This is a genomic window from Autumnicola edwardsiae (genome assembly GCF_031846505.1).
Classification (GTDB): domain Bacteria; phylum Bacteroidota; class Bacteroidia; order Flavobacteriales; family Flavobacteriaceae; genus Autumnicola; species Autumnicola edwardsiae.
The window spans coordinates 1-26,616 of the sequence record NZ_JAVRHP010000046.1; the positions used below are offsets into that span (position 1 = coordinate 1).

The window sequence follows — 26,616 nt, forward strand, 5'->3', positions numbered from 1 at the left end:
CGGAGACGATAAATCTTTTGAAAAAAGAAATTATCCTCCGGGACAACACGGGAATAACCGTCGTCGTGGAAAGAAATCTGAGTACGCTATCCAGTTAATGGAGAAGCAAAAAGCGAAATATACTTATGGTATTCTTGAGCGACAATTTAGAAACATGTTCGAAAAAGCAACCAGATCATCTGGAATTACCGGTGAGGTGCTTTTACAATTATGTGAGTCACGTTTGGATAACGTGGTATTTAGAATGGGTGTAGCTCCTTCCAGGAGGGCAGCCAGACAATTAGTGTCTCACAGGCACATTACCGTAAATGGGGAATTAGTAAACATTCCTTCTTATCACATGAAAGCGGGAGATGTTGTTGGAGTAAGAGAGAAGTCTAAATCTTTACAGGCAATTCAAGATTCACTTGCAAATTCAAGCAGTGTATACGAATGGATTACCTGGAATAATGAGACAAAAGAAGGAACTTTCGTAGCTGTACCTGGAAGGGTTCAGATTCCGGAAAATATAAATGAACAATTCATCGTCGAATTATATTCGAAGTAATAATTCACAGAAGTCGTAATATGGCAATACTAAATTTTCAGAAGCCCGATAAAGTTATAATGATTGATTCCACCGATTTCGAAGGGAAGTTTGAATTTCGCCCTTTGGAACCAGGTTATGGATTGACCGTTGGTAACGCTTTAAGAAGAGTGCTGTTATCTTCATTAGAAGGATTCGCGATTACTTCAGTTAGAATTGAGGGAGTAGAGCATGAGTTCTCTACAATCCCGGGAGTGGTTGAAGATGTAACAGAGATTATACTGAATCTGAAGCAAATCAGGTTTAAGAGGCAAATTGATGAAATAGATAACGAAGCCGTTACAATTTCTGTTTCCGGTGAGGAGCAACTTACTGCAGGTCATTTCCAGAAATTCATTTCAGGATTTCAGGTTTTAAACCCAGACCTTGTGATATGTCACCTCGATAAAAAGGTGAACGTAAATATGGAAATCACTATCGAAAAAGGTAGAGGTTATGTTCCGGCTGAAGAAAATAAGAAGTCCAATGCGCCTTTAGGAACTATTTTTACAGATTCTATTTATACACCAATAAAGAATGTAAAGTATAGTATTGAAAACTATCGTGTAGAACAAAAAACAGATTACGAAAAGCTGGTTTTTGAAATCATCAGCGATGGTTCTATTCATCCTAAAGATGCTTTAACAGAGGCTGCCAAGACATTAATTCACCACTTCATGTTGTTCTCTGACGAGCGCATAACCCTTGAAGCTGATGAAATTGCTCAAACTGAAACTTATGATGAAGAATCACTTCACATGAGGCAGTTATTGAAAACCAAATTAGTAGATATGGACCTTTCAGTAAGAGCATTAAATTGTTTAAAAGCGGCTGAAGTTGATACCCTTGGTGACCTTGTATCATATAACAAGAATGATCTTATGAAATTCAGAAACTTCGGTAAGAAGTCTTTGACAGAACTTGAAGAGCTTGTTAACAACAAAGGACTAAACTTTGGTATGGACCTTTCAAAATATAAATTAGATAAAGACTAGTTCATTCTTCAATGAATTCTAGATCTAAAAGAGAATAGTAATGAGACACGGAAAGAAAATAAATCATTTAGGGCGAAAAACTGCACATCGCAAGTCTATGTTGGCGAATATGGCATGTTCCCTAATTGAACACAAACGCATTAACACCACTGTTGCCAAAGCCAAAGCTTTGAGAGTTTTTGTTGAGCCTTTAGTAACTAAATCTAAAGAAGACACCACTCACAACAGAAGATTGGTTTTTAGCAAACTTCGTGATAAAGATTCAGTAAGTGAATTATTTCGTGAGGTTGCTCCTAAAGTGGCAGATCGTCCAGGTGGATACACTAGGGTGATAAAACTTGGGAACAGGTTGGGGGATAATGCAGATATGGCAATGATCGAGCTGGTAGATTATAACGAAACTTATAATCTCGAAAAACCAGAGAAGAAAAAATCTACTCGTAGAGCAGGTAAAAAGAAATCTACTACAGATTCACCGGCACCACAAGCAGAAACTAAATCTGAAGATACCTCTTCAGAAAGTAAAGAAGATAAAAAAGAAGAATAGATGATTCTTTTAAGTCAGAAATTAGAAAAAAGGATAAGCTCTGTGAGTTTATCCTTTTTTTATATACATTAATCAAAAAATAGTGATAAAGCGAATTTAACTGAAGTTTATTTTACCTATGAAATATCAAACTAAGAAAAAAGCAATTGTATTACTGGCAGATGGTACAGTTTTTCATGGCAAACTAGTTGGAGACAAAGGAGGGACGGCCTTTGGTGAAGTCTGTTTTAACACCGGAATGACTGGTTACCAGGAAATATTTACAGATCCTTCTTATTTCGGACAAATTATGGTGACTACTAATGCCCATATTGGGAATTACGGCACCAGGGAAAATGAAGAAGAGGCAGATACTGCTCAAATTTCCGGGTTAATTTGTAAAAACTTCAGTTATTACCATTCGAGACCGGCTGCAGATATGTCTCTGGAAAATTTTTTAAAGAAAAGTAACCTCTTTGCAATTTCAGATGTAGATACCCGGGCGCTCGTGACATATATTCGTAAGAATGGAGCAATGAATGCTATAATCTCTTCTGATGTTGATAATATTGAAGGACTTAAAAAACAACTTGCAGATGTTCCTGATATGAACGGTCTGGAGCTGGCCTCTAAAGTATCTACCAGGGAGCCTTATTTCTTCGGAAGTAAAGATGCTGAATATAAAGTAGCGGTATTGGACGTTGGTGTAAAGAGAAGTATTTTAAAGCACCTGGCTAATCGTGATGTTTACTGCAAAGTTTTTCCCTATAATACCAGCTATAATGAAATGAAGGAGTGGGAGCCAGACGGTTATTTATTGTCAAACGGTCCCGGCGATCCACAACCATTGGAAAACGCGATACAAGTTGCAAAAGAGATCATGGCAGAGGATAAACCTCTGATGGGGATTTGTCTTGGCCACCAGATAATTGCGCTTGCAAACGGAATAGGTACTTATAAAATGCACCACGGTCACAGGGGCATAAATCATCCAATTTTAAACCAGCAGACCGGAAAAGGAGAGATGACTTCTCAGAACCACGGATTCTCTGTGAATAAAGAAGAAGCAGAAAATCATCCCGATGTGGAAGTTACCCATACGCATCTAAATGATCATACGGTAGCCGGATTAAAGATGAAAAACAAGAATTGTTTTTCAGTGCAGTACCATCCGGAAGCAAGTCCGGGTCCAAATGATGCCCACTACCTTTTTGATGAATTTCTAGAGCGGTTGAAGCCGGTTAAAGTTTAAGATCTTTTGAACATTTATTTAGAAGCCCGAAAATTGTCATTTCCGGGCTTCTGCTTTTTTGCTAATTATCTGGGGAACGAATGGATGTTTTAAAGTTGATCCTTCAGAAAGAAATAAGGTCGATAATTGCCATTTTCAGCCTATCACTTATATCTTACTTTTATTTTATAAGAACCGTACAGATAAAACTGGCAATTTTCAGGTTCAGGTAAGTAAAAACTCAACCAAAAATCACTTTCAGAAGAAAAAACAGTTATTAACCACTTCATTCTAAAGTAATTTAGCTTCGATTTTGAGTTTTTCATTCTCCAGATTGCCTTTCAGCTTTATCTTACACCAAAACCTGAAACTGTCCTCTCAAAAACTTCAGTTTGACATATAACTTCTGAATTTTTTCGGGCGGATTCGTTCACTTCGATTTAAAGATTTGATCATTTTTCACCGGAATAAAGAGGACCTTGCTTTTTTGCAATTATCGACCTTAAGAATTCGGCTATCAAAAAAACCGGAAACTACAGCAAGGTTTTTAAGATCCTTTTAAACCTGAAAAAAGAAACAAGGGCACCGGTGACTATTAAGACGTCGTGCATCTAAACTCTATACTCCTGGAGGGTTTTAGGTCCTTTCAAATAAACGCAAATATCGAGTTTGGCATCTACTTAATTAAAAAATCAAATTCAGAAATATAAAACTAACCGTTTCTTTCCTAAAATTTTTTTTGGGCAATTTCAGAAAACGATTGAGTGAATTTTATCTTATAAAAGCCTTAAAACTAAGCTTATTCCTCGCAATTTTAGGGGCTTCTTTGTATATTGCGCATTAATCAATTAACTAATAAAACAGACTATGAGTGTTATAGTAGATATCCATGCCCGCCAGATTTTTGATTCCAGAGGTAATCCTACGGTAGAAGTGGATGTAATTACAGAAAACGGAATATTGGGAAGAGCTGCTGTACCTTCAGGTGCTTCAACCGGGGAACATGAGGCTGTAGAGCTTCGTGATGGTGGAAGTGACTTTATGGGAAAAGGAGTGACCAAGGCAGTAGAAAATGTAAATAAAACAATTTCAGAAAAATTACTGGGCTACTCGGTTTTTCAACAAAACCAGATTGACCAGGCAATGATAGATTTGGATGGAACACCAAATAAATCCAAGCTTGGTGCAAATGCCATTCTTGGTGTTTCTCTTGCAGCAGCCAAAGCAGCAGCGAACGAGCTGGGTCTTCCGCTATATCGTTACGTGGGTGGAGTGAGTGCAAATACACTTCCTGTGCCTATGATGAACATTATTAATGGTGGCTCGCATAGCGACGCTCCAATTGCTTTTCAGGAATTTATGGTGATGCCGGTAAAGGCTAAAGATTTTTCTCATGCTCTAAAAATGGGCACAGAAATTTTCCATAACCTTAAAAAAGTGCTCCATGACCGCGGTTTAAGTACTGCTGTTGGAGACGAAGGTGGTTTTGCGCCAACTCTGGACGGAACCGAAGATGCTTTGGATACTATCTTAAAAGCTATAGAAAACGCGGGTTACAAAGGTGGAGATGATGTTATGATCGCCCTGGATTGTGCTGCTGCTGAATTTTATGAAAACGGAAAGTATGATTATAAGAAATTTGAAGGAGATTCCGGAAAAATAAGAAGTAGCCAGGAACAGGCAGACTATCTTGCTGAACTTTCTTCTAAATATCCTATTATTTCTATTGAAGATGGAATGGATGAGAACGATTGGGAAGGCTGGAAAGCTTTAACCGAGAAGGTTGGAGATAAAGTACAGCTTGTTGGTGATGATTTGTTTGTGACCAATGTGGAAAGGTTATCCAGAGGGATAAGCGAAAATATTGCCAACTCTATCCTTATTAAGGTTAATCAAATTGGTACCTTAACTGAAACTATTGCAGCTGTGAACATGGCCCATAACGCAGGTTATACATCGGTAATGTCTCACCGTTCCGGCGAAACTGAAGATAACACGATTGCAGATCTTGCGGTGGCATTAAATACCGGGCAGATCAAAACAGGTTCTGCTTCACGAAGTGATCGTATGGCAAAATACAACCAGTTAATTAGAATAGAAGAAGAACTTGGGGATATGGCCTATTATCCTGCAGAAAAGGCTTTTAAACTAAAATAGTCTTTTGTATCATAAATTATTCAAAACCCCTCAAAATTTGAGGGGTTTTTTTATGATATTTATCATTTAATTAGCGGAATTTTTCCGAATTAATATTTAACTTCTGTTTCTAACCAACTGCGATTTATATGAATAATTTTCTTTTTGTGGCTGCAGAGAATGATGCTATTGCTAATTGTAAAGCCGGAGGAATGGGTGACGTTGTGCGTGATGTGCCACGTCAGATTTCTGAGAGAGGGGACAGAGCGTATGTTATCACCCCCTCATATTCCAGGCTGCACCAAAATGCAACTTTTAAAGATCATCTCAATTTTAGGCTACGGGGAGAAACTTATACTGCAGAGCTTTATGAAGTAAAGCCAAAAAGGGAATTTGAAAATATTTCTCATTTTGTGATACATCATCCCGAAATAAAAGCTGGTGATATTGCACATATTTATCATAACGATTTAACCGAGCCTTTTTTTACCGACGGCATAAAATTCTTTATTTTCTGTACAGCAGTAGCCGAAGCTATTAAGAGTGGCGCATTTGGAGAACTGGATGTTGTGCACCTTCATGACTGGCATGCCAGCCTCGTTCTTTTTTTAAAAAGGTTCCATCCGGCTTATCACGATCTTAATAAGATCAGGTTTGTGTACACTATTCACAATCTCGCCATTCAGGGTATTCGACCGTTCTCAGGCAGTTACTCTTCTGTCGAAAACTGGTTTCCCGAGCTGGAACTTAATTATAGAGAACTTCAGGATCAAAGATTTCAGGATTGTATAAATCTAATGGCTATTGGGATACGTTTTGCAGATGCCGTACATACCGTTTCACCATCCTATAAAGAGGATATTCTTAAGCCCAGCGCTCCACCAGAATTTATTGGAGGGGAAGGTCTGGAAGAAGATCTTAAACAGGCCGATAAAGAAGGGCGATTATTCGGGATTCTGAACGGGGCAAATTACTCAAACATCAACAAAGTTGAGAAAGGAATTTTGTTCAGGCAGTGCATCCGCAGGTTATTCAGGTGGTTGCAGGAAGAGAAAAAGGATTATAAAGCGCATTACCTGGCACATACGGGTGAGAAATTAACCAGGTTTCAGCAAGACCAGCCAGACTTTATTTGTACCAGTATTGCCCGTCTTACCGAACAAAAGTTCTATTTTTTTCAGCAGGACCCAGACCTTTTGCCAAAGCTTATGGAGAAGTTAAATAAGAACAACGGTGTATTTATTCTTTTAGGGACCGGCGCACCCGAATATGAATTTATTTTTAGAGCAGCCAGCTATCAGCACAAAAATTTCATTTTTATAAATGCACAGTCAGAGAGTATTATTGATATGCTTTACCAGGAATCCAATCTTTATTTAATGCCCAGCCTGTTTGAACCCTGTGGCATTAGCCAGATGTTAGCAATGAGGAATGGTCAGGCCTGTTTGGCCCATCATACAGGAGGATTAAAAGATACCGTAATACATGGAAAAACCGGATTCAGTTTTAAAGGAAATACCCTGGAGGAAAAGATACAGGATTTCGTGAAAGTTTTTTCTGAAACAGTGGACCTTTTTTTTAATGATAGAAAGGAATGGAAGAAGATATCAGCTAATGCGAAAAGACAAAAGTTCACCTGGAAAAAATCTGTAGACGAGTATTATCGATACCTATATTCAATAAATCTTGAAAAGTAGAAATCTGGATTACTATTAACTACATACCCCCTGTTAATTATACCTTAAACACGAATTATCGATTGATATGCTTGTTAATTTTTCTTAATTTCGCAACTATAGTAAGTCTAATCAGAAACAATCAAAATGTCAGATAAAGCGTCATTAGAATATCAAGGGAAAAAATATGAGTTTCCGGTCGTTAAAGGTACCGAAGACGAAATAGGAGTAGATATAAAAACGCTGCGTTCACAAGCTGGTATAATCACTCTGGATCGCGGTTTTAAAAATACCGGAAGTTGCGAAAGTGCAATTACCTTCCTGGATGGAGAGAAAGGAATATTGAGATATCGGGGATATGCTATTGAAGATCTTGCTGAAAAGGCCGATTTTCTTGAAGTTGCTTACTTGTTGATTTTTGGTGAATTGCCTACTAAGGAACAACTTGATAAATTTTATTCAGACATTCAGGACGAATCTGAAGTAGATGAGGAAATGAAAAAGATTTTGGATGGATTTCCAAAATCTGCACATCCAATGGGTGTTCTTTCTTCTCTAACCAGTGCTTTAATTGCTTTTAACCCATCTTCTGTAGATGTTTCTTCAGAAGCAGACATGTATAAAGCTATAGTGAAAATTCTTGGGAAATTCCCTGTACTCGCTGCATGGACGCTTAGAAAGAAGAAAAGTGATCCTCTTAATTATGGTGATGATTCTCTTGGGTACGTAGAGAATCTGCATAAAATGATGTTTGAAAAGCCGGGTAAAAAATACAGCGTAGATAAAGCTGTAATTAATGCCCTGGATAAATTGTTAATACTTCATGCAGATCATGAACAAAACTGTTCAACTTCAACGGTAAGAATGGTGGGTTCTTCTCACGCCGGACTTTTTGCATCAATTTCAGCAGGTATTTCTGCGCTTTGGGGACCTTTACATGGAGGTGCCAACCAGGCAGTTATCGAAATGCTTGAGAAAATTAAAGAAGATGGTGGGGATACTAAAAAATTCATGGCTAAGGCCAAGGATAAAGAAGATCCTTTCAGATTAATGGGCTTTGGGCACAGGGTTTACAAAAACTTCGATCCACGTGCTAAAATCATCAAGAAATCTGCAGATGAAGTTCTTGGCCAGTTAGGAATTGATGATCCTGTACTGGACATTGCTAAAGGTCTTGAAAAAGAAGCTTTGGAAGATGATTATTTCGTAAAAAGAAAATTATATCCAAACGTAGACTTCTATTCCGGAATTATTTATCGTGCATTGGGAATCCCTGTAGAGATGTTTACCGTAATGTTTGCATTGGGACGTCTGCCAGGATGGATTGCACAATGGAGAGAAATGAGATTAATGAAGGAACCAATTGGTCGTCCACGTCAAATTTATATCGGCGAAGGTCATAGAGAATTTAAAAATGTGGACAACAGATAAGATCCATATTTCAAATTATTAATTTCCGAAAAAAGCTTCATCTCTGGATGAGGCTTTTTTTATATTTGCAAAAAATTGTAAGATGGACTTAAATATTAATAATGAAACAGCCCGCTTAAGAGCGGTTGTTTTGGGAACAGCAGAAAGTACGGGTGGTATCCCAGAAGTTTCTAAAGCTTACGATCCTAAATCCATTGAACATATAAAGGCGGGAACTTATCCTAAAGAAGAGGATATGATCAATGAGATAGCATCTGTGGCTACGGTTCTGGAAAAATATGACGTTAAGGTTTACAGGCCTAAAGTAATTGAGAATTATAATCAGATTTTTGCACGGGACATTGCCTTTGTTATTGAAGACAAGTTTATAACTGCCAATATTTTACCAGACAGAGAGCAGGAAATCCAGGCCATTAGTCATGTGATGGACCAAATTCCTTCCAATAATATTATTGAACTTCCCGAAAATGCGCATATTGAGGGTGGAGACGTAATGCCCTTTGGAGATTACATTCTCGTGGGTACTTACACCGGGCATGATTATAAAGACTATATAACAGCAAGGACAAATGTGCACGCGGTAAATGCGCTGCGGGAGATTTTTCCGCGTAAGCAGGTGGTTCCGTTTAATTTGAAGAAGTCGAATACAGAAGCCCGGGAGAATGCCCTTCATTTAGACTGCTGCTTTCAGCAGGTAGGGAAAGACAAAGCGATAATCTACAAAGAAGGTTTTTTGGATGAAAAGGAATATAAGTGGCTGGTAAATCTCTTCGGAAGTAAAAATATCTTTGAAATCACCCAGGATGAAATGTATCACATGTATTCCAATGTTTTTTCCATAGCTGAAGATGTAGTGATTTCAGAAAGAAATTTCAGCAGGCTAAATAAATGGCTCAGGAAAAATAATATTACTGTAGAAGAAGTTCCATATGCCGAAATTGCAAAGCAGGAAGGATTGTTGCGCTGTTCTACGTTACCCTTAATCAGGGATTAAAATTTTTACGACTATGAGACAAATAACAGATACGCTTTTAATGGTTAGACCGGTAGCCTTCAGGATGAATGAGCAAACTGCCGTGAATAACTATTTCCAGGAAGATATAAAAAATGCCGATGTAAATAAACAGGCCCAGCAGGAATTTGATGATTTTGTAAAGAAATTAAATGCTGTTGGCGTTAAAACAATTGTGGTAGATGATGTAATTGAAGAAGATACACCAGATTCGATTTTTCCGAATAACTGGGTTTCTTTTCATGAGAATGGAAATATCGCTCTCTATCCAATGTTTGCTCCAAACCGACGCAAAGAACGCCGCTTGGAATATTTTGCACGGCTGGAAGAAGCAGGCTTTAAAATCAACAATATCGTAGATTATACTGCTGCTGAAGAGGATGATCTTTTCCTGGAAGGCACTGGGAGTATGCTGCTGGACAGGGTAAACCAAAAAGCCTATTGCGCGATCTCTCCCCGGGCAGATGAAGATTTGCTTATTGAGTTTTGTGAGGATTTTGAATTTACTCCGGTAATTTTTACAGCAAACCAGAGTGTGGACGGGAAGAGAAAACCTATTTATCACACCAATGTGATGATGTGTTTAGCTGAAGAATTTGCGGTGATTTGCCTGGATACGATTGATGATGGGAAAGAACGAAAAAATGTACTAAAACACCTTAAGCAGGACGGGAAGGAGATAATTGCCATTTCTGAAGCACAAATGCACGAGTTTGCAGGAAACATGCTGCAGGTGCAGGGGGCTTTTGATAAAAAGTACCTGGTGATGAGTGCAAAGGCTCACGGAAGCCTCACTAAAGACCAGATAGCAAAAATTGAAAAACACTGCGAAATTTTAAGCAGTGATTTGCATATGATTGAAACCTGTGGTGGCGGTAGCGCCCGTTGTATGATGGCTGAAGTTTTCCTTCCGAAGAATTAGGCTTTCTGTAGTAGTTTTTTCAGAAAAAGAAGGAGCATTCCTGCCGTAAAAATGGCAAACGGGAGGGAACTGATGATTAAGAATTTCTGCATAGCCGTAAGCACATCACTTTCCGGTTTTATATTACCTAACAGGATAATAGCTTCAGAAAAGACTAGGATAAGGATAGCCCAAACAAGACGTAATTTCTTTTTTGGCTCTTCCTTTCCTTTATCACTAAACATACTCAGCACAAATATTGCTGAATCTACCGAAGTTACCAGGAAACTGATTAGCAAAAGAATAACAACCACACTGGAAATACCGGAAAACGGCAGGTTTTCAAAAAACACGAACATAGACGTAAACACATTGCTGAATTCTCCATTGTAGCTGTCCATTGCCTCCACAAAATTAAATGCCGAAGTTCCAAATACGCTAAACCAGAAAAAGCTTCCCAAGGATGGGACCAGTAAAATGGCAATTATCATCTCCCGTAAGCTTCGGCCTTTGGAAATGCGGGCTATAAAAATTCCTGTAAAAGGTGCCCATGCCAGCCAGAATGCCCAGTAATAGTATGTCCAGTCCGTTAAAAACTGCTTTCCGGGATTATAATCACCTAAAGCAAGGCTCAGCGGAATAAAATCTACCACATAATGATAGAGCGACTGGAAAAAGTTGCTGAAAATTGCCAGAAGATCACCGGAAAATAGTACAAACAGCATTAGGATAACCGTTGTGTAGATATTGAGATTTGAAATCCTCCTGATTCCGTTTTCTACACCGGCCCAGGCCGAAAAAAAGGCAAGGAGGCAAACCAGGAACACGATTCCTAATACAGGGGCAAGGTCTCCGGCAGGTTTTTGTAGTAGATGACTAAGCCCTCCTTCAATTTGTGTGGTACCCAACGCGACCGCTGCGACCAACCCAAAGACCGTGGTAAGAACGGTAAGTAAATCTATAAGCAATGGCAAAAATGGCAATTTTCGTGCATTACTTAAGCCAGAACTCAATCTCACATCTGCTTTTTCTACAAAGATGGAGTAACCTATAACAATGGCAAAAACGCCATAGAAGGCCCAGGCAGTAAAGCCCCATTGATAAAATGTGTATTCTAGTGCAATTACTTCATTGGAACCAGAAGTGGAAATTGGCGGATTCAGATACATATAAACCGGCTCCTGTACAGCGCGTAAAAGGATTCCTGCGCCCATGCCTGCACTGTAGAGCATGGCAATCCAGGAAAGCTTGTCAAATTCCGGAGGTGATTTTCCTAAGCGTATGTTTCCGAATTTAGAAAAGGCTATAAAGAGTAAAAAGGCTACACAAATAAGACCCAGCCACAAATAAAAGCCTCCAAAAATTTCCCTCACCCAAATGGAACCGCTTTCTATAATTTCGTAAAAGAATTCAGTAAATAAGAAAATAAAAAGAGAGAAAATAAGGAGAACGCCGGCAGAAAGATAGAAAAGCGTATTCTGTTTTACTTTATTTCTGAAGTTCTTCAATTCTTGCCGGTTTTTGTGATTCTCCTTTCGCTATTTTATTCAGCATTCCTTCAAAGATAAAATAATGAAATGGATACATAGAATACCAGTAGAGTCTGCCCCAGATTCCTTTTGGCCGGAAGGTAGCTGTTTGGTGCAAAATATTCTCTTCATCAATCTTAAACTCTAGCCATGCTTCCCCGGGTACTTTCATTTCAGCAAATAATAAAAGTCTTTTTTCTTCACGATCGGCTAGCAAAACCCTCCAGAAATCCAGCGAATCTCCACTGGCAATGAGGGTAGGATGGGTTCTCCCTCTGCGAAGGCCAACGCCACCAAACAATTTGTCAATATAACCACGAAATTTCCAGAGCCAGTTCCCGTAGTACCAGCCGTTGAGGCCTCCAATTGCCCAGATCCTGTCCAGTACTTCTTCAGGATGATCAACTTTTACTGATTGTTCATCTTTTAAACATCCGTATTTTGGGATCTGTATATATTTGTTCAATTCCTTCTTAAAGCGTCCGCTGCTCAGGGAATCCTTCCAGCTTGAAATTACCTGGTTTTGTTCGATCTTGTAAAATGCAAGTTCTATGGCTTCAGTATAATGTAAAGGTTCAATATTAAGCAGTTCCTGAAGTCGCTTATCTTTGGTTACCACTTCAATTTTCATACTGTCCACAAGGTTTTGAGCCAGTTTGTAGGAGGTAGAGGTGATAAAATACAGCCAGTAAGAAGATAGTTTAGGAGACATAACCGGTACACTCCATATCCATATTTTTAGTCCGCGCACTTTTGCATATTGCTCCATCATTTCCTGATAGCTCAAAACATCGGGACCACCAATGTCGAAAGATTGCTTATAGGACTCTTCTCTTCCAATCACTCCGGTGAGAAACTTGATCACATCTCTAATGGACAGTGGCTGGCATTTTGTTCTTACCCATCGTGGCGTGATCATGGCCGGTAATTTTTCACAAAGATCCCGAAGGATTTCAAAAGAAGAACTACCCGAACCTATAATTATTGCCGCACGCAAAACTGTTGTGTTGAAATTGCCTTTGTAGAGAATTTCTTCAACCTTTTTCCTTGATAATAAATGTTTAGAAAGATTTTCCTCATTAATGATTCCGCTAAGATAAATCACCTGATTCACAGATGTGCCGGTCATCATGGTATTAAAATTTTTAGCAGCTTTAGCTTCCTTTTCCTCAAAATCTGTGGTAGAGGCAGACATGGAATGAATAAGGTAATAAGCAATATCAATATTTAGAATCTTTTCCGGAGGTTCATTATCTTCTAAAAAATCGATTTCTACAATTTCCACCTGCTTCCTAAGTTCGCTTGAAGAAGAAAAGCGATTTTTGTTCCTGACGGCACATATTACCTCATGCCCCTGCTCTATAAGTTCCGGAAGCAGGCGCATTCCAATATATCCATTCGCGCCGGTGAGTAAAATTCGCATGTAGATTGTTTAGCTTAAAATTTAAAAAATATATTAGTACTTTCACCTTTACTTAGTAAAACTTTATAAAATGAATAACGTGCTGAAGATTGTGCTTCTGCTAATTGGTGCCGGACTTATAGCTTACGGACTTTATGCTATAATTACTCCGGAATTTGCTATAGACGCCGGTCCCATCCAGGTAGAAGCCCATGGAGACAATACGCAATCTTACGCAATGATTGGTTTTGGTATACTTGCTCTTATAGGCGGGCTGACCTTTAGAAGGCGATAACGATGTCTAAATTGCAAAAACGCGAAACGACCTTTAATAAGCCTGGAGATTCCTAAACAATCGCCAAATATTGTAAAAATCTTTAGCTGTGAAAAGCATGATTGACGAATTCTATTGTTTTCTTGCTAAAGAATAAGCCATCAATTTTTAGGATAATTTTGCTGCTTAAAGGTCATCAATCTGGGAAGGAGCATTATCGGCCTTATAATCAATTATTTTTCTGAAAAACTTATGGATGGCGGTAGAATCTGCTTTTACTTTAATAAAATAGTGGTCGCGGTAAATTGAATATTCTTCAGCCTTTCCCTTATAGAGCGTAAGTTTGTAATAAGGAATTATTAAAGCATAAGTCTCCAGAATACTGCGGAACATCACAATAATTCCATTGGGGCGCATTTCAATATTACAGGTTTTTGCATTGTTGTCCAGGATCAGTAAATTCTGAATTTCAATACTGGCATCGGTGATATGGAGTTTGGGAGAACCTATACCGTTTAACCGCATCCTTTCCAGAAGCGTAAAAGTTTTACCTACTTCAGCATCAATTTTAGCTTTAATAGCGGGGCGGTTATAGGAAATGTTCTGCAGCATATCATTATAATTAGATTTACATTTCCAGGTAAGGAATGCTTTGAATAGAAGTTATGAATTTTTTCCTGAAAATTTATTTAAAATTCTGAATGAACCATTTATTTCCAAGTCTTTTAATTTTTTCATAATTAAACTTTCTAACATTGAACCTGAAACCGGCAACCCAAACTTCTAAACTCCGAACTCCGAACTCCGAACTCCGAACTCCGAACTCCGAACTCCGAACTCCGAACTCCGAACTCCGAACTCCGAACTCCGAACTTTTTTCGAAAACACTAAAGATAGCTATTTGATTGTAAAGCCTGTAGGCAAACGTCTAATTTCTCTTATCTTTGCACCTTCTTATTCAGATTTTAATTTTAAAAACACAGGACCAGATGGCAATCCAAAGCATTCTTGCAACGCATGTAAAAGAAGCTGTAAAAAAGATTCATGATGTTGAAATCGACCAGGTAGAATTTCAGCCTACACGTAAAGATTTTGAGGGTGATGTTACACTGGTTACTTTTCCTATGTTGCGCCAGGTCAAAACAAATCCAGTAAAGTTGGGTCAGGAAATTGGCAATTATCTTCAGGAAAATGTTGCTGAGGTTTCCCATTTTAACGTGGTACAGGGATTTTTGAATATTGTGCTGAGCAATTCTTTCTTCCTTAATTTCTTCGCAAATATGAAGAGCAGAAAAGATTTCGGAATTATACCTCCAGCTGAGGATGCCAAAGGAATTATGGTCGAATATTCCTCGCCAAACACCAATAAGCCTTTACACCTTGGGCATATCCGGAATAATTTATTAGGTTATTCTGTTTCAGAAATTCTTAAAGCTGCCGGAAATAAAGTCTATAAAACACAGATTATAAATGACCGCGGAATCCATATTTGTAAGTCCATGCTGGCCTGGGAGCGCTTCGGAAATGGAGAAACTCCAGATTCTACAGGACTAAAAGGGGATAAGTTGGTCGGGAATTACTACGTAAAATTCGATCAGGAATACAAAAAGGAAATTGCTGAATTAAAGGAAAAAGGTCTTTCTGAAGAAGCTGCAAAAGCTGAAGCACCTATTTTAATTGAAGCAAAAAAAATGCTGCTTAAATGGGAAGCGGGAGATCCGAAAGTGGTTGCGCTTTGGGAAAAAATGAACCAGTGGGTTTATGATGGTTTCGAGAAAACCTACAATGCCCTGGGAGTGGATTTTGATAAAAATTATTACGAAAGTAACACCTATCTTCTCGGGAAGGATGTGGTAAACCAGGGTCTGGAAAAGGGTGTTTTTTATAAAAAAGACGACGGAAGTGTTTGGATAGATCTTACAGACGAAGGGCTGGATGAGAAAATTGTGCTTAGAAGCGATGGTACGTCGGTTTATATGACGCAGGATATAGGTACGGCCATCCAACGCGTGAAAGATTTTGATATAAACGGAATGGTTTATACCGTAGGAAACGAGCAGGATTATCACTTTAAGGTGCTTTTCCTTATTCTGAAAAAGCTTGGCTTCGATTGGGCAGATTACCTCTACCATCTTAGCTACGGAATGGTGGATTTACCTAGCGGAAAAATGAAAAGTCGCGAAGGAACTGTTGTAGATGCAGATGACCTTATTGTTGAGATGAAAGAAACAGCACGTACTATTTCTGAAGAACTTGGGAAATTAGACGGCTATTCTGAAGAAGAAAAGGAGGAATTGTATCGCACCATTGGCCTCGGGGCTTTAAAATATTATATCCTGAAGGTAGATCCTAAGAAACGGATTTTATTCGATCCAAAGGAGTCGGTGGATTTCCAGGGAAATACCGGTCCGTTTATTCAGTACACGTACGCCAGGATCCAGTCGATCATCAGAAAAGCCAATTTTGACCACAGTAAAGAAGTTCCAACCGACTATAAATTGCATGAAAAGGAAAAGGAGTTGATAAAGCAGCTTCAGCTTTACCCTGAAACAGTGCAATTGGCAGCAGAGAATCACAGCCCTGCGCTTATTGCAAATTATACTTACGATTTAGTAAAGGAATTCAATTCTTTTTATCAAAATGTGACCATTTTAGGTACAGATGAGCTTGAGGAGAAGGTCTTTAGGGTCCAGTTATCACAAGCTGTTGGAAATGTCATAAAATCGTCTTTCGCTTTACTAGGGATCCAGGTTCCGGAAAGAATGTGATTTCTGGAGGACGAAATTACAAGTATGAGGTAACGAAGTGGGAAGCATGGAGCTTAAATATGCCGATAATTGCCATTTTTGAAACTCGATTTTTCAGAGGAGAGGAAATAAACGAGTTTCCGAAGGATTAAAAATTTATTCGTGCATTCGTGACAAAACTATAAGTCGATAATTGCCATTTTAGCGCCTTCATCTTAAAAAAAGTTATCTCAGAAAAACTATTTTTCCCACTTGCATGATTCCTATAGGGAAAAGGCACAAGTGCGCGACAAGTAAAGTGATAAAGTAAGGATCGGAGAGACTAAGAAGTACAAGAAGTGTTACGGGAAGAAAGATCTGATAGCATTCATTCATCAAGATACAGTAATCTTGTCGCGTATATTTAAATGGTGTGATTTCAGTATAAAATCTCAGGCGTCTGTCCACAATGTAACCCAGGTAAAGCAAAAGTGCAGCGAAGCACCAATATTGCTGGGATAATAGGATAATACCAAAAAGTGCAATGACTTCAATGCTCATCAACAGGGAACCTGTAATCATAATTTTTCGGTTACTAAAAGACTGCACCACGGTATAAATTCCACTTTTGCGATCATTTTCCAGGTCGTGAAACTGGTGCCAAAGAATTCCTCTTATTCCAAAACATGCAGACCAAACTGCTATAAGTAAAATTTGCAGGGTTGGAATTTCTATCTTCGTGTTAGCCAGAACAAGGAAAGTGGCATATAAAGTTGAAAAAACCTGTGAGCCAAAAGCATCTGCTAAAATACCCCAAACTCCTTTTTCTTTAAGTCGAAAAGGTTTGACTGAGTAAAAAATATAGGAGAAACCACATAAAAGGTAGAAGGTCATAGCCATAGGTACGGTCCTTAAAATCCATACAGACAAAAGTCCCAATAATATGGAAAGGGTTAAAAAAACACCACGTTGAAATTTACTAAAATTCTTCATTCGGTTCTTTTTTCCCGCTAATGCATCCAGTTTAATGTCGGTAATATCATTAAGAATGCTAACAAAAATACCACCCGGTATAAGTGAAAGGAGTATAAAGAAAAGAAGGGAGGAGGCGGTTGCAAAATCCATTTGAAGCTGAAGAACAAGCAAATAAGAGATCATTAGGACAGGAGTGAATTTGTATTCCCACCATTCTGAAGCTCGAATGTACTGGATGATTCTTCTCATTTGAACAAATAGTCATTTTTAATGCTCTTAAATTTCCTCAATGCTGAAAAAATGGCAAATAGGCCTGCCTGTTTATTAGCCATTAAAGCTAGCACAGAATATTTTAAACTACTTTTAAATTTTTTATTCATCCTCAATTCATAGTAGGAGTGTTGTACATAATTGTGGGAGAGAAGAAACTTAACATGTTCTTTTTCTTCTTTGGAAAGCCTGTTTTTAAATTTGGAAAAAAGCTTTGTCATGTCGTGCACCCATAGATCCCTAACCACTTCTATTCTATCTTTCCCATCGTAAATATTTTTCCCATCTCTGTTTTTGTTCCAAAGTATTTCCCTGGTAAATCCTGCCTTGCAATTTTTATTGAAAATCATCTCCATTAAGAGGCACCAGTCATCAGCTATTCTAAATTCTGAGCTCCATTTGGAGGGCAAACTACGGCGCCTGATTAAAAGTGAAGAAGAAGGCGATGGGCAACCGGTGAGATAAATTTTTCGTAATTGAGAATTATCCAGTAAGATTATCTTTTCTTTATTCTGTGATAGCGTACTTTTCAATCCTTCACAGATGGTAAACCTTTCTATCATTTCTCCTTCCTCATTTAATTCAAGCCAATTGGAAAAGAAGAAGTCTAGATTATTTTCTTCAATGATTTTAAGTGACTTTTCTATAAAGTCCGGTTCCCAGGTGTCGTCAGAGTCCAGCGTGGCGATATACTCTCCCTTGGCCTGCTTCAAGCCGTTATTCCTGGCGTGTGCCTGTCCACCGTGGTCCAATTGTAAAAAAGTTACCTGAGGATACTTAGAAAATAGCTCCGGAGTATTGTCTGTAGAGCCGTCATCTGCTACAATAATTTGTATGAAAGGGTACGTTTGCCGAAGAACACTTTGTATGGCTTGTTCTACAAGTCCAGCTCTATTGTAGGTGGGTATAATTACCGATACCAGTTTTTCTTCAGCTACTTTCTTTAGGGATTTCGCAAATTCTAATTCAGGTAGTGCAGGGATTTTTTTCTTAAGCCTTTCACAGGCGGCTTCTCCCATAGTTTGCCATTCGTGCCTTTTTGCCCATGCTCTTTCCATTGCCTGCTCAAAGGAAACTTCTGTAGGTTCTCCTAAAAATCCGGTTTCCCCGTCAATAAGTATTTCTGAATTTCCCCCTGCAGTAGAAGCAATAGCGATTCTTCCACAGGACATTGCTTCTAATAGGGCTAGTGGAGAACCCTCAAAACGTGAAGGCAAAATAAGTGCGTGAAAATTGTCCCATACCCGCTCTATATTATCCTGGTATTCCAGAAATTCCACATTTTTTACCTTTAGCAAATTTGCCAGTTCTTCCAGTGCTGTTTGGTCATCTCCTTTTCCAATAAAACTGATCTTTACGGGGCGCTTCTGCCATTTTGGTTGAGATAAAATTCTCAGAAGTATGTCCTGTCCTTTATCTAATAAGAAAAACCGGCCAATGCAGGCAAGGCGAAATCCGTTTTTGGTATCTGGATAATTCCTACAGTACCTTGCTGTTTTTACAGGATTGTTTACTATTTCTGCATTTCTGAATCTAACTCCAAATTGTTCTTCTGTTAAACGAAGGTTGTGTTTAGATACAAAAAAAGTCTTTTTCGCATTCAGATACACGTTTCGCATAGCGACTCTGTCAATATTTGAAGGCCAGTGAGTCTCGGCTGCTTTTTGTGCCAGCAGTGCATATGGAACGTTTTTTATAAGACAAGCATAACCAAAACCTAGGCCATCAAAGTTAATTCCCTGCGATATCACAACCAGCGAGACTTCATTTTGTTTTAGGTAAAGCCCTAAACTTTCTTCATAGGTTCTGTCATAATCCTCAGAGGCTTTTTGTGGAACAGCTTTCTTTTTAAATGGCAGCCTGGATTTACTGATAGGATTCAGGATTGGTTTGCTGGATTCTGCATATCTTTTTAAATCCACGAGCTCTACACCCTGTTCAGCAAGTTTTTTAAATTCGGGATGATCAACATTAATAGTAGTTTTACAGGCGGTAACCTTAAAACCCATTTTTAGCAGATGCGGTATGGATTTGCTCCACAATTCTTCACTTCCACCCCAATCTTCATTCATGGTAGAGACAAAAAGTATTTTTTCGTTGGCACTCATAAATTTTCAGTTAAGTCAATAATACTTCTTGATCATGGCTGTTTTCATAGAGGGCGGCATAAGTTCCATTTCGTTGAAGAAGCTCTGTATGTGTGCCACTCTCTACTATTCTCTTGTCAGACATCACATAGATATAATCTGCCTGTCTGATAGTTGAGATACGATGACTTATTACCAATGCAGCACGTTCACCAATTCTTTCCCTAAAAGTGTTAAAAAGCGCCGTTTCTGCTATGGCGTCCAGGGCGCTGGTAGCTTCATCAAAAATCAGTAAGCTAGAATCACTGTAAAGCGCTCTCGCGATGGCTATTTTTTGCCATTGTCCCTGGCTTATTTCCTGGCCTTCATTAAAGATACGACCAAGGACGGTATCATATTTCTTCGGGAATTTTTTAATAAAATCATCTGCTCCTGCATTTATAGCCGCTTGCAGGATATTTTCTTCAGTAGGTGTTTTATGGATATCACCAAAAGAAATATTTTCTCTTACGGTGAGATTATATTTTACAAAATCCTGAAATACGGTACTTACCTGCTTTCGGTATTGAGCAGGACTATATTCTCTAATATCGTTTCCTCCAAAATAGATACTCCCATCTGTAGGTTCATATAATTTACACAGTAGCTTAATAATACTTGTTTTACCTGCACCGTTGGTTCCCACTATGGCCACAATACTACCCTTGGGGATACGCAAAGAGATATTTTCCAGAATATTGTGATTTGTATTTGGATAGCGAAAAGAAACGTTCTTCATTATAAGCTCACCATTGTTTAAAGATGCTTTTGAAATGTTGTTCTCTATTTTTGGCTCGAATTGGAAAAGTTCAAAGATTAAAGAAACATATCGTGAATCACGATAAAAGCTTCCTATAGCTGCTACTAGCGATTGCATGATCATAAAAGATTGGGGGAAAACCACCAGAAATACCGCAATGTCACCTACGCTGCTGTCGCCATTGAGCGTTCCAAAAACGATATAGGCTGTGACTCCAAAAAATGCTGCTGTGCCAATGCCTGTTGTAAAAAGTTCGTTTATGGATCTTTTGCGGCTTAAGTGCAATTGTTCAGAAATTAGGTGCTCCCTTATTTTAACGTATTTTGTAAAGATGAAGTCGCCCAACGTAAAAGTTCGTATCTCCTTGGCCACGTTTTCCCCGGTTAGCAATGAACTCAAATATCCTGCTTCTCTTTCCAGACTTGTGTTCTTTAAATAAAGCTGAAAAGCCCTATCAGAAAATATGATCCTGCTTATTAGAATAGGAACAACAAACATACCCAATAGCGGCAGGAGAAGCCAGTCTATGGAAACTAAGATGTATCCCACAGAGGCGACCATAATTAGATTTTTAAGTATAGTGAACATGTTGCTTACCACAGAAAAAGGTTTATCAATCGCTGCTTCCCTTGCTCTTTTTAAAACATCAAAATATTCCGGATTCTCGTAAAAACTATAGTCCAGTTGCACGATATGCGCATGTATTTTTTGATCTACACAATGATTTACTTTTGCTGCCTGAATCTCACTATAGTAGGAAGATATACTTTTAATACATGCATAGGATATAGAAATAAGACCTGTTAAGATTACAGCGTTTAACAGTCTCTCTGCTTGTTCATTGCCTGGCGTTGCTGCTATATCAACCAGTTCTTTCAACATGTATATAGAACCTAACCAAGCCAGATTTTCAAGAACTAAAAGGCTGATCGTTATGATGGTGAGTTTCTTTGATATAGACCAGGTGAGAAGAATAGTTTCACCTATATGTAGTTCCTGAAGCGTTTTTCTCCAATTGAACTCCTTAAACTTATTGAAGTTAAAAGATGCCATAGTATTTTTATAGTCTTCCGGGGGAAAGAAGAAGGTTGTAGAAAAAGATAGATTGGGAGCTCTCTTCTAGATATTTAGTCAATTGTAAGGGTATAACGAACTAAATGTAATCCATTTTAATCGAACAGCAGGAGCCGGTTATTCGTTTTTCGACATACACTTAAGCATTTTCGTTATCCTCTTGAGTAAAAGACGATTGAAATGTAAAAACGTAAGTTTATACCTACAAAATACAAGCGAAATCTGTATGAAAGATCTGAAATAGATGTCTGGAGGAAATTTTCTAAGGAGAAGAAAATAAAAAAAGTATCCAGAGTATTAGTAGTTCATTCGTGGCAGAAAATATTGGTTGATAATTGTCATTTTTGAAGCTTGACTTTTTTAGAAGGAGATAGAAAAAGAGGAGAAAATTGTTTCTGCGCATATCTGCAAAATCTGCGCAAGAAATTGAAGTACGAGATGCAGAGTTCAAGCTAATTACAAGTCGATAATTGTCTTTTTTGAGGCTTCATCTCTTGAGAAGAAGGGCGGCAGTGCTTGTTGAAAATATTTTATGAGTCGTCGGGGGGAAAGGGTAATACATACAGCAGAATAAACTCGTCTAAAACCCGAAAATAGATTACCTCAGGAATTAGCTGTACCTTTGCCGCTTATATAAAAATGGCATAGCTCAAAATTGTCATTTTTTAAACAATTTTTATGTCATTTAAATCATTGGGTTTGTCTGAACCCTTGCTGAAAGCAATTAGCAAAAAAGGACACACTACGCCTTCACCTATTCAGGAAAAGGCAATTCCGTTTATTTTAGAAGGAAGAGATATTTTAGCATCAGCGCAAACAGGAACCGGGAAAACAGCCGGATTTACTTTGCCAATGCTTCAAATATTATCTGAAGGAGAAAATTTAAGAAAAAGACCAGTTCGCGCTTTAGTTTTAACTCCAACGAGGGAACTCGCTGCACAGGTTTTAGAAGATGTAAAGGATTACAGCAGCTTTTTGGATATTAAATCGCACGTCATTTTTGGCGGAGTGAATGCCGCACCACAAATCCGTGCCCTGCGTCAGGGTGTAGATGTATTGGTGGCAACACCGGGGCGTTTGCTCGATTTGCATCAGCAGAAGGCTCTGTCCTTGTCTAATATTGAAATTTTAGTCTTGGATGAGGCCGACAGGATGCTGGATATGGGTTTTCTTAGAGATATCAAGAAAATCCTTGCACTTATGCCGGAGAGGCGTCAGAATTTGTTGTTCTCCGCAACTTTCTCGAAGGAGATCAAAAAACTGGCAAATACCTTTCTTACCAAGCCTGTACTAGTTGAGGCCACTCCCGAAAATACTACAGCAGAAAAAGTAGATCAAAAGGTTTATAGGACCAATAAATCTAAAAAAACCGCTTTGATCACTAAATTAATTTCCGATGGGAACTGGGAACAGGTGCTTGTTTTCACAAGAACCAAACACGGGGCAAATCGTCTAAGTCAGAAACTGGAGAAAACAGGAATCACTTCCGCAGCAATCCACGGAAACAAAAGCCAGGGTGCGCGAACAAAAGCTTTGGACGGATTTAAAAGGGGAAGGGTACGCGTTCTTGTGGCGACAGATATTGCCGCCCGTGGTCTGGATATTCCGCTTTTGCCGCATGTTGTAAATTATGAACTTCCCAATATTCCGGAAGATTATGTGCATAGAATTGGGCGCACAGGAAGGGCAGGAGCCAGTGGAGAAGCAATATCTTTGGTAAGTGTAGACGAAAATGAATACGTTAGGGGTATTGAAAAACTTCTTGGAGAAACTCTTGAAAAAGAAGTATTAACTGGCTTTGAACCTACCGAAAGTCTTGATGAGGTTCTTGAAAGAAAGGCTGAAAATAAGGCAAACAATCGTCCCCGAAGGAATAATAACAAGTCTAAATCCAATGGTAATTACGGCAGAAGGAGAAATTAGGCTTCAGAATAAATCTTGATTAAGAAACCACTGTGCTTTTTGTATGGTGGTTTTTTTGTTGAGGCAAACAATGTAATCTTCAATCTTTTCCACATAACTGCCTTTGTAACTAACCTGTCAATCCTTATCTTTGCAATTCTTAAAAACGTAGCAAGAATATGTTTGATAATTTAAGTGACAAGTTAGATAATGCCTTTCACGTCTTAAAAGGGCATGGCCAGATTACCGAAATAAACGTAGCCGAGACTTTAAAAGAAGTGCGACGGGCTTTAGTAGATGCCGATGTTAACTATAAGATTGCAAAGGAATTTACCAGTAAGGTTAAGGAAAAGGCACTTGGACAGGACGTACTTACGGCCTTAAAACCAGGCCAGATGTTGGTAAAGCTTGTAAAAGATGAGCTAACCCAACTCATGGGTGGTGAAGCTGCAGGAGTAAACCTTTCAGGAAATCCTTCTGTAATACTAATGTCTGGTTTGCAGGGTAGTGGTAAGACGACTTTTTCAGCAAAACTTGCGAATTATCTTAAAAATAAAAAAACTAAAAAACCACTTTTGGTTGCCTGTGATGTTTACAGGCCGGCGGCGATCAACCAGCTTCATGTAGTTGGAGAGCAGGTTGGTGTTGAGGTTTTTAGTGACGAAGGGAATCAGGATCCGGTTGCAATTTCCAAGGCTGCCATTGCGTATGCTAAAGAAAACGGGCACAATGCGGTAATTATAGATACCGCGGGTCGTCTGGCCATAGACGAGGCGATGATGACCGAAATTGCTGATATCCACCGTGCCATCCAACCGCAGGAAACGTTGTTTGTGGTAGATTCCATGACCGGGCAGGATGCGGTAAATACTGCAAAAACCTTTAACGAGCGTCTTAATTTTGACGGGGTTATCCTTACAAAATTAGATGGTGATACTCGTGGTGGTGCGGCAATCTCGATTAAATCTGTTGTAAACAAACCTATCAAATTTATTGGTACCGGTGAGAAGATGGATGCTATGGATGTGTTCTATCCTTCCCGTATGGCAGATAGGATTTTGGGGATGGGAGACGTTGTTTCCCTTGTGGAGCGTGCGCAGGAGCAGTATGATGAAGAGGAAGCGAGAAAACTTCAGAAGAAAATTGCCAAGAATAAATTCGGATTTGATGATTTTCTGAATCAGCTTCAGCAAATTAAGAAGATGGGGTCTATGAAAGACCTTCTAGGGATGATTCCGGGAGCAGGAAAAATGCTGAAGGATGTAGATATTGATGATGATGCGTTTAAAGGAATTGAAGCTATAATCCATTCGATGACTCCGGAAGAAAGAAGTAATCCGAAAATCATCAATTCCAGCAGAAAGAAAAGAATCGGGAAAGGTTCAGGAACTTCTGTTCAGGAAGTAAACCAACTGCTGAAGCAATTCAATCAGATGGGAAAAATGATGAAAATGATGCAGGGCGGCGGTGGCCGGCAGATGATGAATATGATGAAGGGGATGAAGTAGAAGAAGCCCCCTGAACCCCCGAAGGGGGAATTTTACAAACTAATCGCATTACTCTCCTCCCCCCGGGGAGGCCGGGTGGGGCTTACAGATACTGCAAACTGAAATATGACAATACTCGACGGTAAGAAAATCAGCAACGACATTAAAGATGAAATTGCTGAAGAGGTTACAAAAATGAAAGAACGCGGAGAAAAAGTTCCGCATTTGGCTGCAATTATTGTTGGAAACGACGGCGCAAGTCTTACTTACGTAAATAGTAAGGTGAAATCCTGCAAGCAGGTGGGTTTCGAATCTTCTCTTTACAGATTACCATCCACTGTTAGTGAACTGGAATTGCTGGATAAAATTGAAGAGCTTAATGCCAATGATGATATCGACGGGTTTATCGTTCAGCTGCCGTTACCAAAACAAATCGACACTCAAAAGGTTTTATTGGCTGTAGATCCAGATAAAGATGTGGATGGGTTTCATCCTACCAACTTTGGGAAAATGGCTTTTGATATGACCTCTTTTATTCCGGCGACACCTTTTGGAATTTTAGAGCTTTTAGAGCGGTATGACATTCCTACCAAAGGAAAACATACTGTGGTGATTGGAAGAAGTTACATTGTGGGCCGGCCAATGAGTATTTTGATGGGCCGTAGCGGATTCCCGGGTAATTCCACTGTTACACTTACCCACGAGTTCACTAAAAACATTACACAAATTACCTCCCAGGCAGATATTATTATCATCGCTGTTGGTATTCCCGATTTTCTTAAAGGCGAAATGATTAAAGATGATGCGGTGATTATAGACGTTGGGATCACCCGCGTCCCAGATGAAGATAGTCCCCGAGGATATATCATTAAAGGAGATGTGGATTTTGAGAACGTTAGTAAACGTGCATCTTATATTACCCCGGTTCCCGGAGGTGTTGGCCCTATGACGGTTTCTATGCTGTTAAAGAACACTTTACTGGCCAGAGAACGCCATAGAGCTTTAAAAAAAACAACAGTAAACTAATTTAATTAAGCGTTTTCCGGTTCTTCCTCTTCTCCGGAATCTCCTTCAGCGAGTTTCCAGTCAAGATAGCTGTGTAAATCTGTTTCCAGGAATCTCAGGGTTACAGTCATAATTGCAAAATCATCTATATAACCTAATCCCGGGATAAAGTCCGGAACAACATCAAAAGGATTTAGAACATACAGGAGTGCAAATGTGACAGCGGCAATCGTAAACCATGGAATATTCTTATAAGTACCGCTTCGGTAATCCTGTAACATACCGAACATTAGTTTACCTATTTCAGTATATTTTTTCAACATGCTGGAGTTAAGGATCTTGTCTGAAATTTGCTCCTGATTTTCCGCAGCAATTTCTACATCTCCGTCCTTGATCTTAGCGGCCCCGTCTTTCAGGTATTTTTCGTCCAAATCGTTTAGCTTTTTTTCTAACATTATTTCAAATTTTAATAGTTTTTACTTCTACAATCTATCGTGTGCATTGCCGTACTCTTTCTTATATATCTTCAGAATTAACAGGAACAAAGAAATAAGGATAGGCCCAAATATTAAGCCGATAAACCCAAAAAGAGGCACACCTACAACTACTCCAA

At 38.9% G+C, this 26,616-nt stretch carries 21 protein-coding genes and 1 pseudogene; 14 read left to right on the forward strand and 8 right to left on the reverse strand.

Features of this window, described 5'->3' with window-relative positions; translation table 11 throughout:
• The 9 genes from rpsD to ctlX form a co-directional block, all read left to right on the forward strand.
• A partial coding sequence (rpsD, locus tag RM529_RS10025) for a 30S ribosomal protein S4 (protein ID WP_311484665.1) occupies positions 1-547 on the forward strand: 547 nt, incomplete at its 5' end.
• Between the two features lie 20 nt (positions 548-567).
• Entirely contained in the window at positions 568-1,560 is a 993-nt protein-coding gene (locus RM529_RS10030; RefSeq protein WP_311484666.1) for a DNA-directed RNA polymerase subunit alpha, read from the forward strand.
• A 40-nt stretch (positions 1,561-1,600) separates the two neighbouring features.
• Positions 1,601-2,107 (forward strand): 50S ribosomal protein L17, encoded by a 507-nt coding sequence (gene rplQ, locus RM529_RS10035; RefSeq protein ID WP_311484667.1) that lies wholly within the window; start codon positions 1,601-1,603, stop codon positions 2,105-2,107.
• Positions 2,108-2,225: 118 nt separating this feature from the next.
• Positions 2,226-3,338: a glutamine-hydrolyzing carbamoyl-phosphate synthase small subunit gene (gene carA, locus RM529_RS10040; RefSeq protein ID WP_311484668.1), complete on the forward strand. Its 1,113-nt coding sequence runs from the start codon at positions 2,226-2,228 to the stop codon at positions 3,336-3,338.
• Positions 3,339-4,184: 846 nt separating this feature from the next.
• Positions 4,185-5,474 carry a phosphopyruvate hydratase gene (gene eno / locus RM529_RS10045; protein ID WP_311484669.1) on the forward strand — a complete coding sequence of 430 codons (1,290 nt, stop codon included), beginning with the start codon at positions 4,185-4,187 and terminating at the stop codon, positions 5,472-5,474.
• A gap of 128 nt (positions 5,475-5,602) precedes the next feature.
• The gene (locus tag RM529_RS10050) at positions 5,603-7,150 is read left to right on the forward strand and encodes a glycogen synthase (RefSeq protein WP_311484670.1); all 1,548 of its coding nucleotides are present in this window, start codon (positions 5,603-5,605) and stop codon (positions 7,148-7,150) included.
• Positions 7,151-7,276: 126 nt separating this feature from the next.
• The gene (locus tag RM529_RS10055; protein WP_311484671.1) at positions 7,277-8,560 is read left to right on the forward strand and encodes a citrate synthase; all 1,284 of its coding nucleotides are present in this window, start codon (positions 7,277-7,279) and stop codon (positions 8,558-8,560) included.
• An 82-nt stretch (positions 8,561-8,642) separates the two neighbouring features.
• Positions 8,643-9,554: a dimethylarginine dimethylaminohydrolase family protein gene (locus RM529_RS10060; protein WP_311484672.1), complete on the forward strand. Its 912-nt coding sequence runs from the start codon at positions 8,643-8,645 to the stop codon at positions 9,552-9,554.
• Positions 9,555-9,567: 13 nt separating this feature from the next.
• Positions 9,568-10,494 carry a citrulline utilization hydrolase CtlX gene (ctlX, locus tag RM529_RS10065; protein WP_311484673.1) on the forward strand — a complete coding sequence of 309 codons (927 nt, stop codon included), beginning with the start codon at positions 9,568-9,570 and terminating at the stop codon, positions 10,492-10,494.
• Here ctlX and RM529_RS10070 read toward each other — a convergent pair.
• A complete protein-coding gene (locus tag RM529_RS10070; RefSeq protein ID WP_311484674.1) occupies positions 10,491-11,981 on the reverse strand; it encodes a BCCT family transporter in 1,491 nt (496 codons plus the stop codon). The two genes, ctlX and RM529_RS10070, sit on opposite strands and share 4 nt — an antisense overlap.
• On the reverse strand, positions 11,962-13,425 hold the full coding sequence (locus RM529_RS10075; RefSeq protein WP_311484675.1) for an SDR family oxidoreductase: 1,464 nt from the start codon (positions 13,423-13,425) through the stop codon (positions 11,962-11,964). Before RM529_RS10075 ends, RM529_RS10070 begins: the two co-directional genes overlap by 20 nt.
• Positions 13,426-13,495: 70 nt before the next feature.
• On the opposite strand from RM529_RS10075, the gene RM529_RS10080 reads away from it, so the two are divergent.
• Positions 13,496-13,699, forward strand: coding sequence for an LPXTG cell wall anchor domain-containing protein (locus tag RM529_RS10080; protein WP_311484676.1), 204 nt, complete (start codon positions 13,496-13,498; stop codon positions 13,697-13,699).
• Between the two features lie 165 nt (positions 13,700-13,864).
• Here RM529_RS10080 and RM529_RS10085 read toward each other — a convergent pair whose 3' ends face one another.
• A complete protein-coding gene (locus RM529_RS10085; RefSeq protein ID WP_311484677.1) occupies positions 13,865-14,290 on the reverse strand; it encodes a hypothetical protein in 426 nt (141 codons plus the stop codon).
• A 377-nt stretch (positions 14,291-14,667) separates the two neighbouring features.
• On the opposite strand from RM529_RS10085, the gene argS reads away from it, so the two are divergent.
• Positions 14,668-16,446 carry an arginine--tRNA ligase gene (gene argS / locus RM529_RS10090; protein WP_311484678.1) on the forward strand — a complete coding sequence of 593 codons (1,779 nt, stop codon included), beginning with the start codon at positions 14,668-14,670 and terminating at the stop codon, positions 16,444-16,446.
• 204 nt (positions 16,447-16,650) lie between these two features.
• Here argS and RM529_RS10095 read toward each other — a convergent pair whose 3' ends face one another.
• The 3 genes from RM529_RS10095 to RM529_RS10105 are packed head-to-tail and all read right to left on the reverse strand — an operon-like array spanning position 16,651 to position 21,588.
• Positions 16,651-17,628: a UbiA family prenyltransferase gene (locus tag RM529_RS10095; protein ID WP_311484679.1), complete on the reverse strand. Its 978-nt coding sequence runs from the start codon at positions 17,626-17,628 to the stop codon at positions 16,651-16,653.
• A complete protein-coding gene (locus RM529_RS10100; RefSeq protein WP_311484680.1) occupies positions 17,625-19,757 on the reverse strand; it encodes a glycosyltransferase in 2,133 nt (710 codons plus the stop codon). Before RM529_RS10100 ends, RM529_RS10095 begins: the two co-directional genes overlap by 4 nt.
• A gap of 10 nt (positions 19,758-19,767) precedes the next feature.
• On the reverse strand, positions 19,768-21,588 hold the full coding sequence (locus tag RM529_RS10105) for an ABC transporter ATP-binding protein (RefSeq protein ID WP_311484681.1): 1,821 nt from the start codon (positions 21,586-21,588) through the stop codon (positions 19,768-19,770).
• Between the two features lie 699 nt (positions 21,589-22,287).
• On the opposite strand from RM529_RS10105, the gene RM529_RS10110 reads away from it, so the two are divergent.
• The 3 genes from RM529_RS10110 (at position 22,288) to RM529_RS10120 (ending at position 26,024) form a co-directional block, all read left to right on the forward strand.
• Complete coding sequence (locus tag RM529_RS10110) at positions 22,288-23,532, forward strand: DEAD/DEAH box helicase (RefSeq protein ID WP_311484682.1); 1,245 nt, start codon at positions 22,288-22,290, stop codon at positions 23,530-23,532.
• A gap of 158 nt (positions 23,533-23,690) precedes the next feature.
• Positions 23,691-25,019 (forward strand): signal recognition particle protein, encoded by a 1,329-nt coding sequence (gene ffh, locus RM529_RS10115; protein WP_311484683.1) that lies wholly within the window; start codon positions 23,691-23,693, stop codon positions 25,017-25,019.
• 105 nt (positions 25,020-25,124) lie between these two features.
• Positions 25,125-26,024, forward strand: coding sequence for a bifunctional 5,10-methylenetetrahydrofolate dehydrogenase/5,10-methenyltetrahydrofolate cyclohydrolase (locus tag RM529_RS10120; RefSeq protein ID WP_311484684.1), 900 nt, complete (start codon positions 25,125-25,127; stop codon positions 26,022-26,024).
• 5 nt (positions 26,025-26,029) lie between these two features.
• Here RM529_RS10120 and RM529_RS10125 read toward each other — a convergent pair whose 3' ends face one another.
• Both RM529_RS10125 and RM529_RS10130 read right to left on the reverse strand, forming a co-directional pair.
• Positions 26,030-26,458 carry a YkvA family protein gene (locus tag RM529_RS10125; RefSeq protein WP_311484685.1) on the reverse strand — a complete coding sequence of 143 codons (429 nt, stop codon included), beginning with the start codon at positions 26,456-26,458 and terminating at the stop codon, positions 26,030-26,032.
• A 27-nt stretch (positions 26,459-26,485) separates the two neighbouring features.
• A pseudogene (locus tag RM529_RS10130) lies at positions 26,486-26,616 on the reverse strand (AI-2E family transporter); the annotation flags it as partial.

Coding starts and splice junctions, on each gene's coding strand:
- RM529_RS10080 (WP_311484676.1), top strand. CDS start 13,496: ATGAATAACGTGCTGAAGATTGTGCTTCTGCTAATTGGTGCCGGACTT.
- RM529_RS10030 (WP_311484666.1), top strand. CDS start 568: ATGGCAATACTAAATTTTCAGAAGCCCGATAAAGTTATAATGATTGAT.
- argS (WP_311484678.1), top strand. CDS start 14,668: ATGGCAATCCAAAGCATTCTTGCAACGCATGTAAAAGAAGCTGTAAAA.
- ffh (WP_311484683.1), top strand. CDS start 23,691: ATGTTTGATAATTTAAGTGACAAGTTAGATAATGCCTTTCACGTCTTA.
- RM529_RS10110 (WP_311484682.1), top strand. CDS start 22,288: ATGTCATTTAAATCATTGGGTTTGTCTGAACCCTTGCTGAAAGCAATT.
- RM529_RS10120 (WP_311484684.1), top strand. CDS start 25,125: ATGACAATACTCGACGGTAAGAAAATCAGCAACGACATTAAAGATGAA.
- eno (WP_311484669.1), top strand. CDS start 4,185: ATGAGTGTTATAGTAGATATCCATGCCCGCCAGATTTTTGATTCCAGA.
- RM529_RS10105 (WP_311484681.1), bottom strand. CDS start 21,588: ATGGCATCTTTTAACTTCAATAAGTTTAAGGAGTTCAATTGGAGAAAA.
- RM529_RS10125 (WP_311484685.1), bottom strand. CDS start 26,458: ATGTTAGAAAAAAAGCTAAACGATTTGGACGAAAAATACCTGAAAGAC.
- RM529_RS10100 (WP_311484680.1), bottom strand. CDS start 19,757: ATGAGTGCCAACGAAAAAATACTTTTTGTCTCTACCATGAATGAAGAT.
- RM529_RS10050 (WP_311484670.1), top strand. CDS start 5,603: ATGAATAATTTTCTTTTTGTGGCTGCAGAGAATGATGCTATTGCTAAT.
- ctlX (WP_311484673.1), top strand. CDS start 9,568: ATGAGACAAATAACAGATACGCTTTTAATGGTTAGACCGGTAGCCTTC.
- carA (WP_311484668.1), top strand. CDS start 2,226: ATGAAATATCAAACTAAGAAAAAAGCAATTGTATTACTGGCAGATGGT.
- RM529_RS10055 (WP_311484671.1), top strand. CDS start 7,277: ATGTCAGATAAAGCGTCATTAGAATATCAAGGGAAAAAATATGAGTTT.
- RM529_RS10075 (WP_311484675.1), bottom strand. CDS start 13,425: ATGCGAATTTTACTCACCGGCGCGAATGGATATATTGGAATGCGCCTG.
- rplQ (WP_311484667.1), top strand. CDS start 1,601: ATGAGACACGGAAAGAAAATAAATCATTTAGGGCGAAAAACTGCACAT.
- RM529_RS10085 (WP_311484677.1), bottom strand. CDS start 14,290: ATGCTGCAGAACATTTCCTATAACCGCCCCGCTATTAAAGCTAAAATT.
- RM529_RS10095 (WP_311484679.1), bottom strand. CDS start 17,628: ATGAGAAGAATCATCCAGTACATTCGAGCTTCAGAATGGTGGGAATAC.
- RM529_RS10060 (WP_311484672.1), top strand. CDS start 8,643: ATGGACTTAAATATTAATAATGAAACAGCCCGCTTAAGAGCGGTTGTT.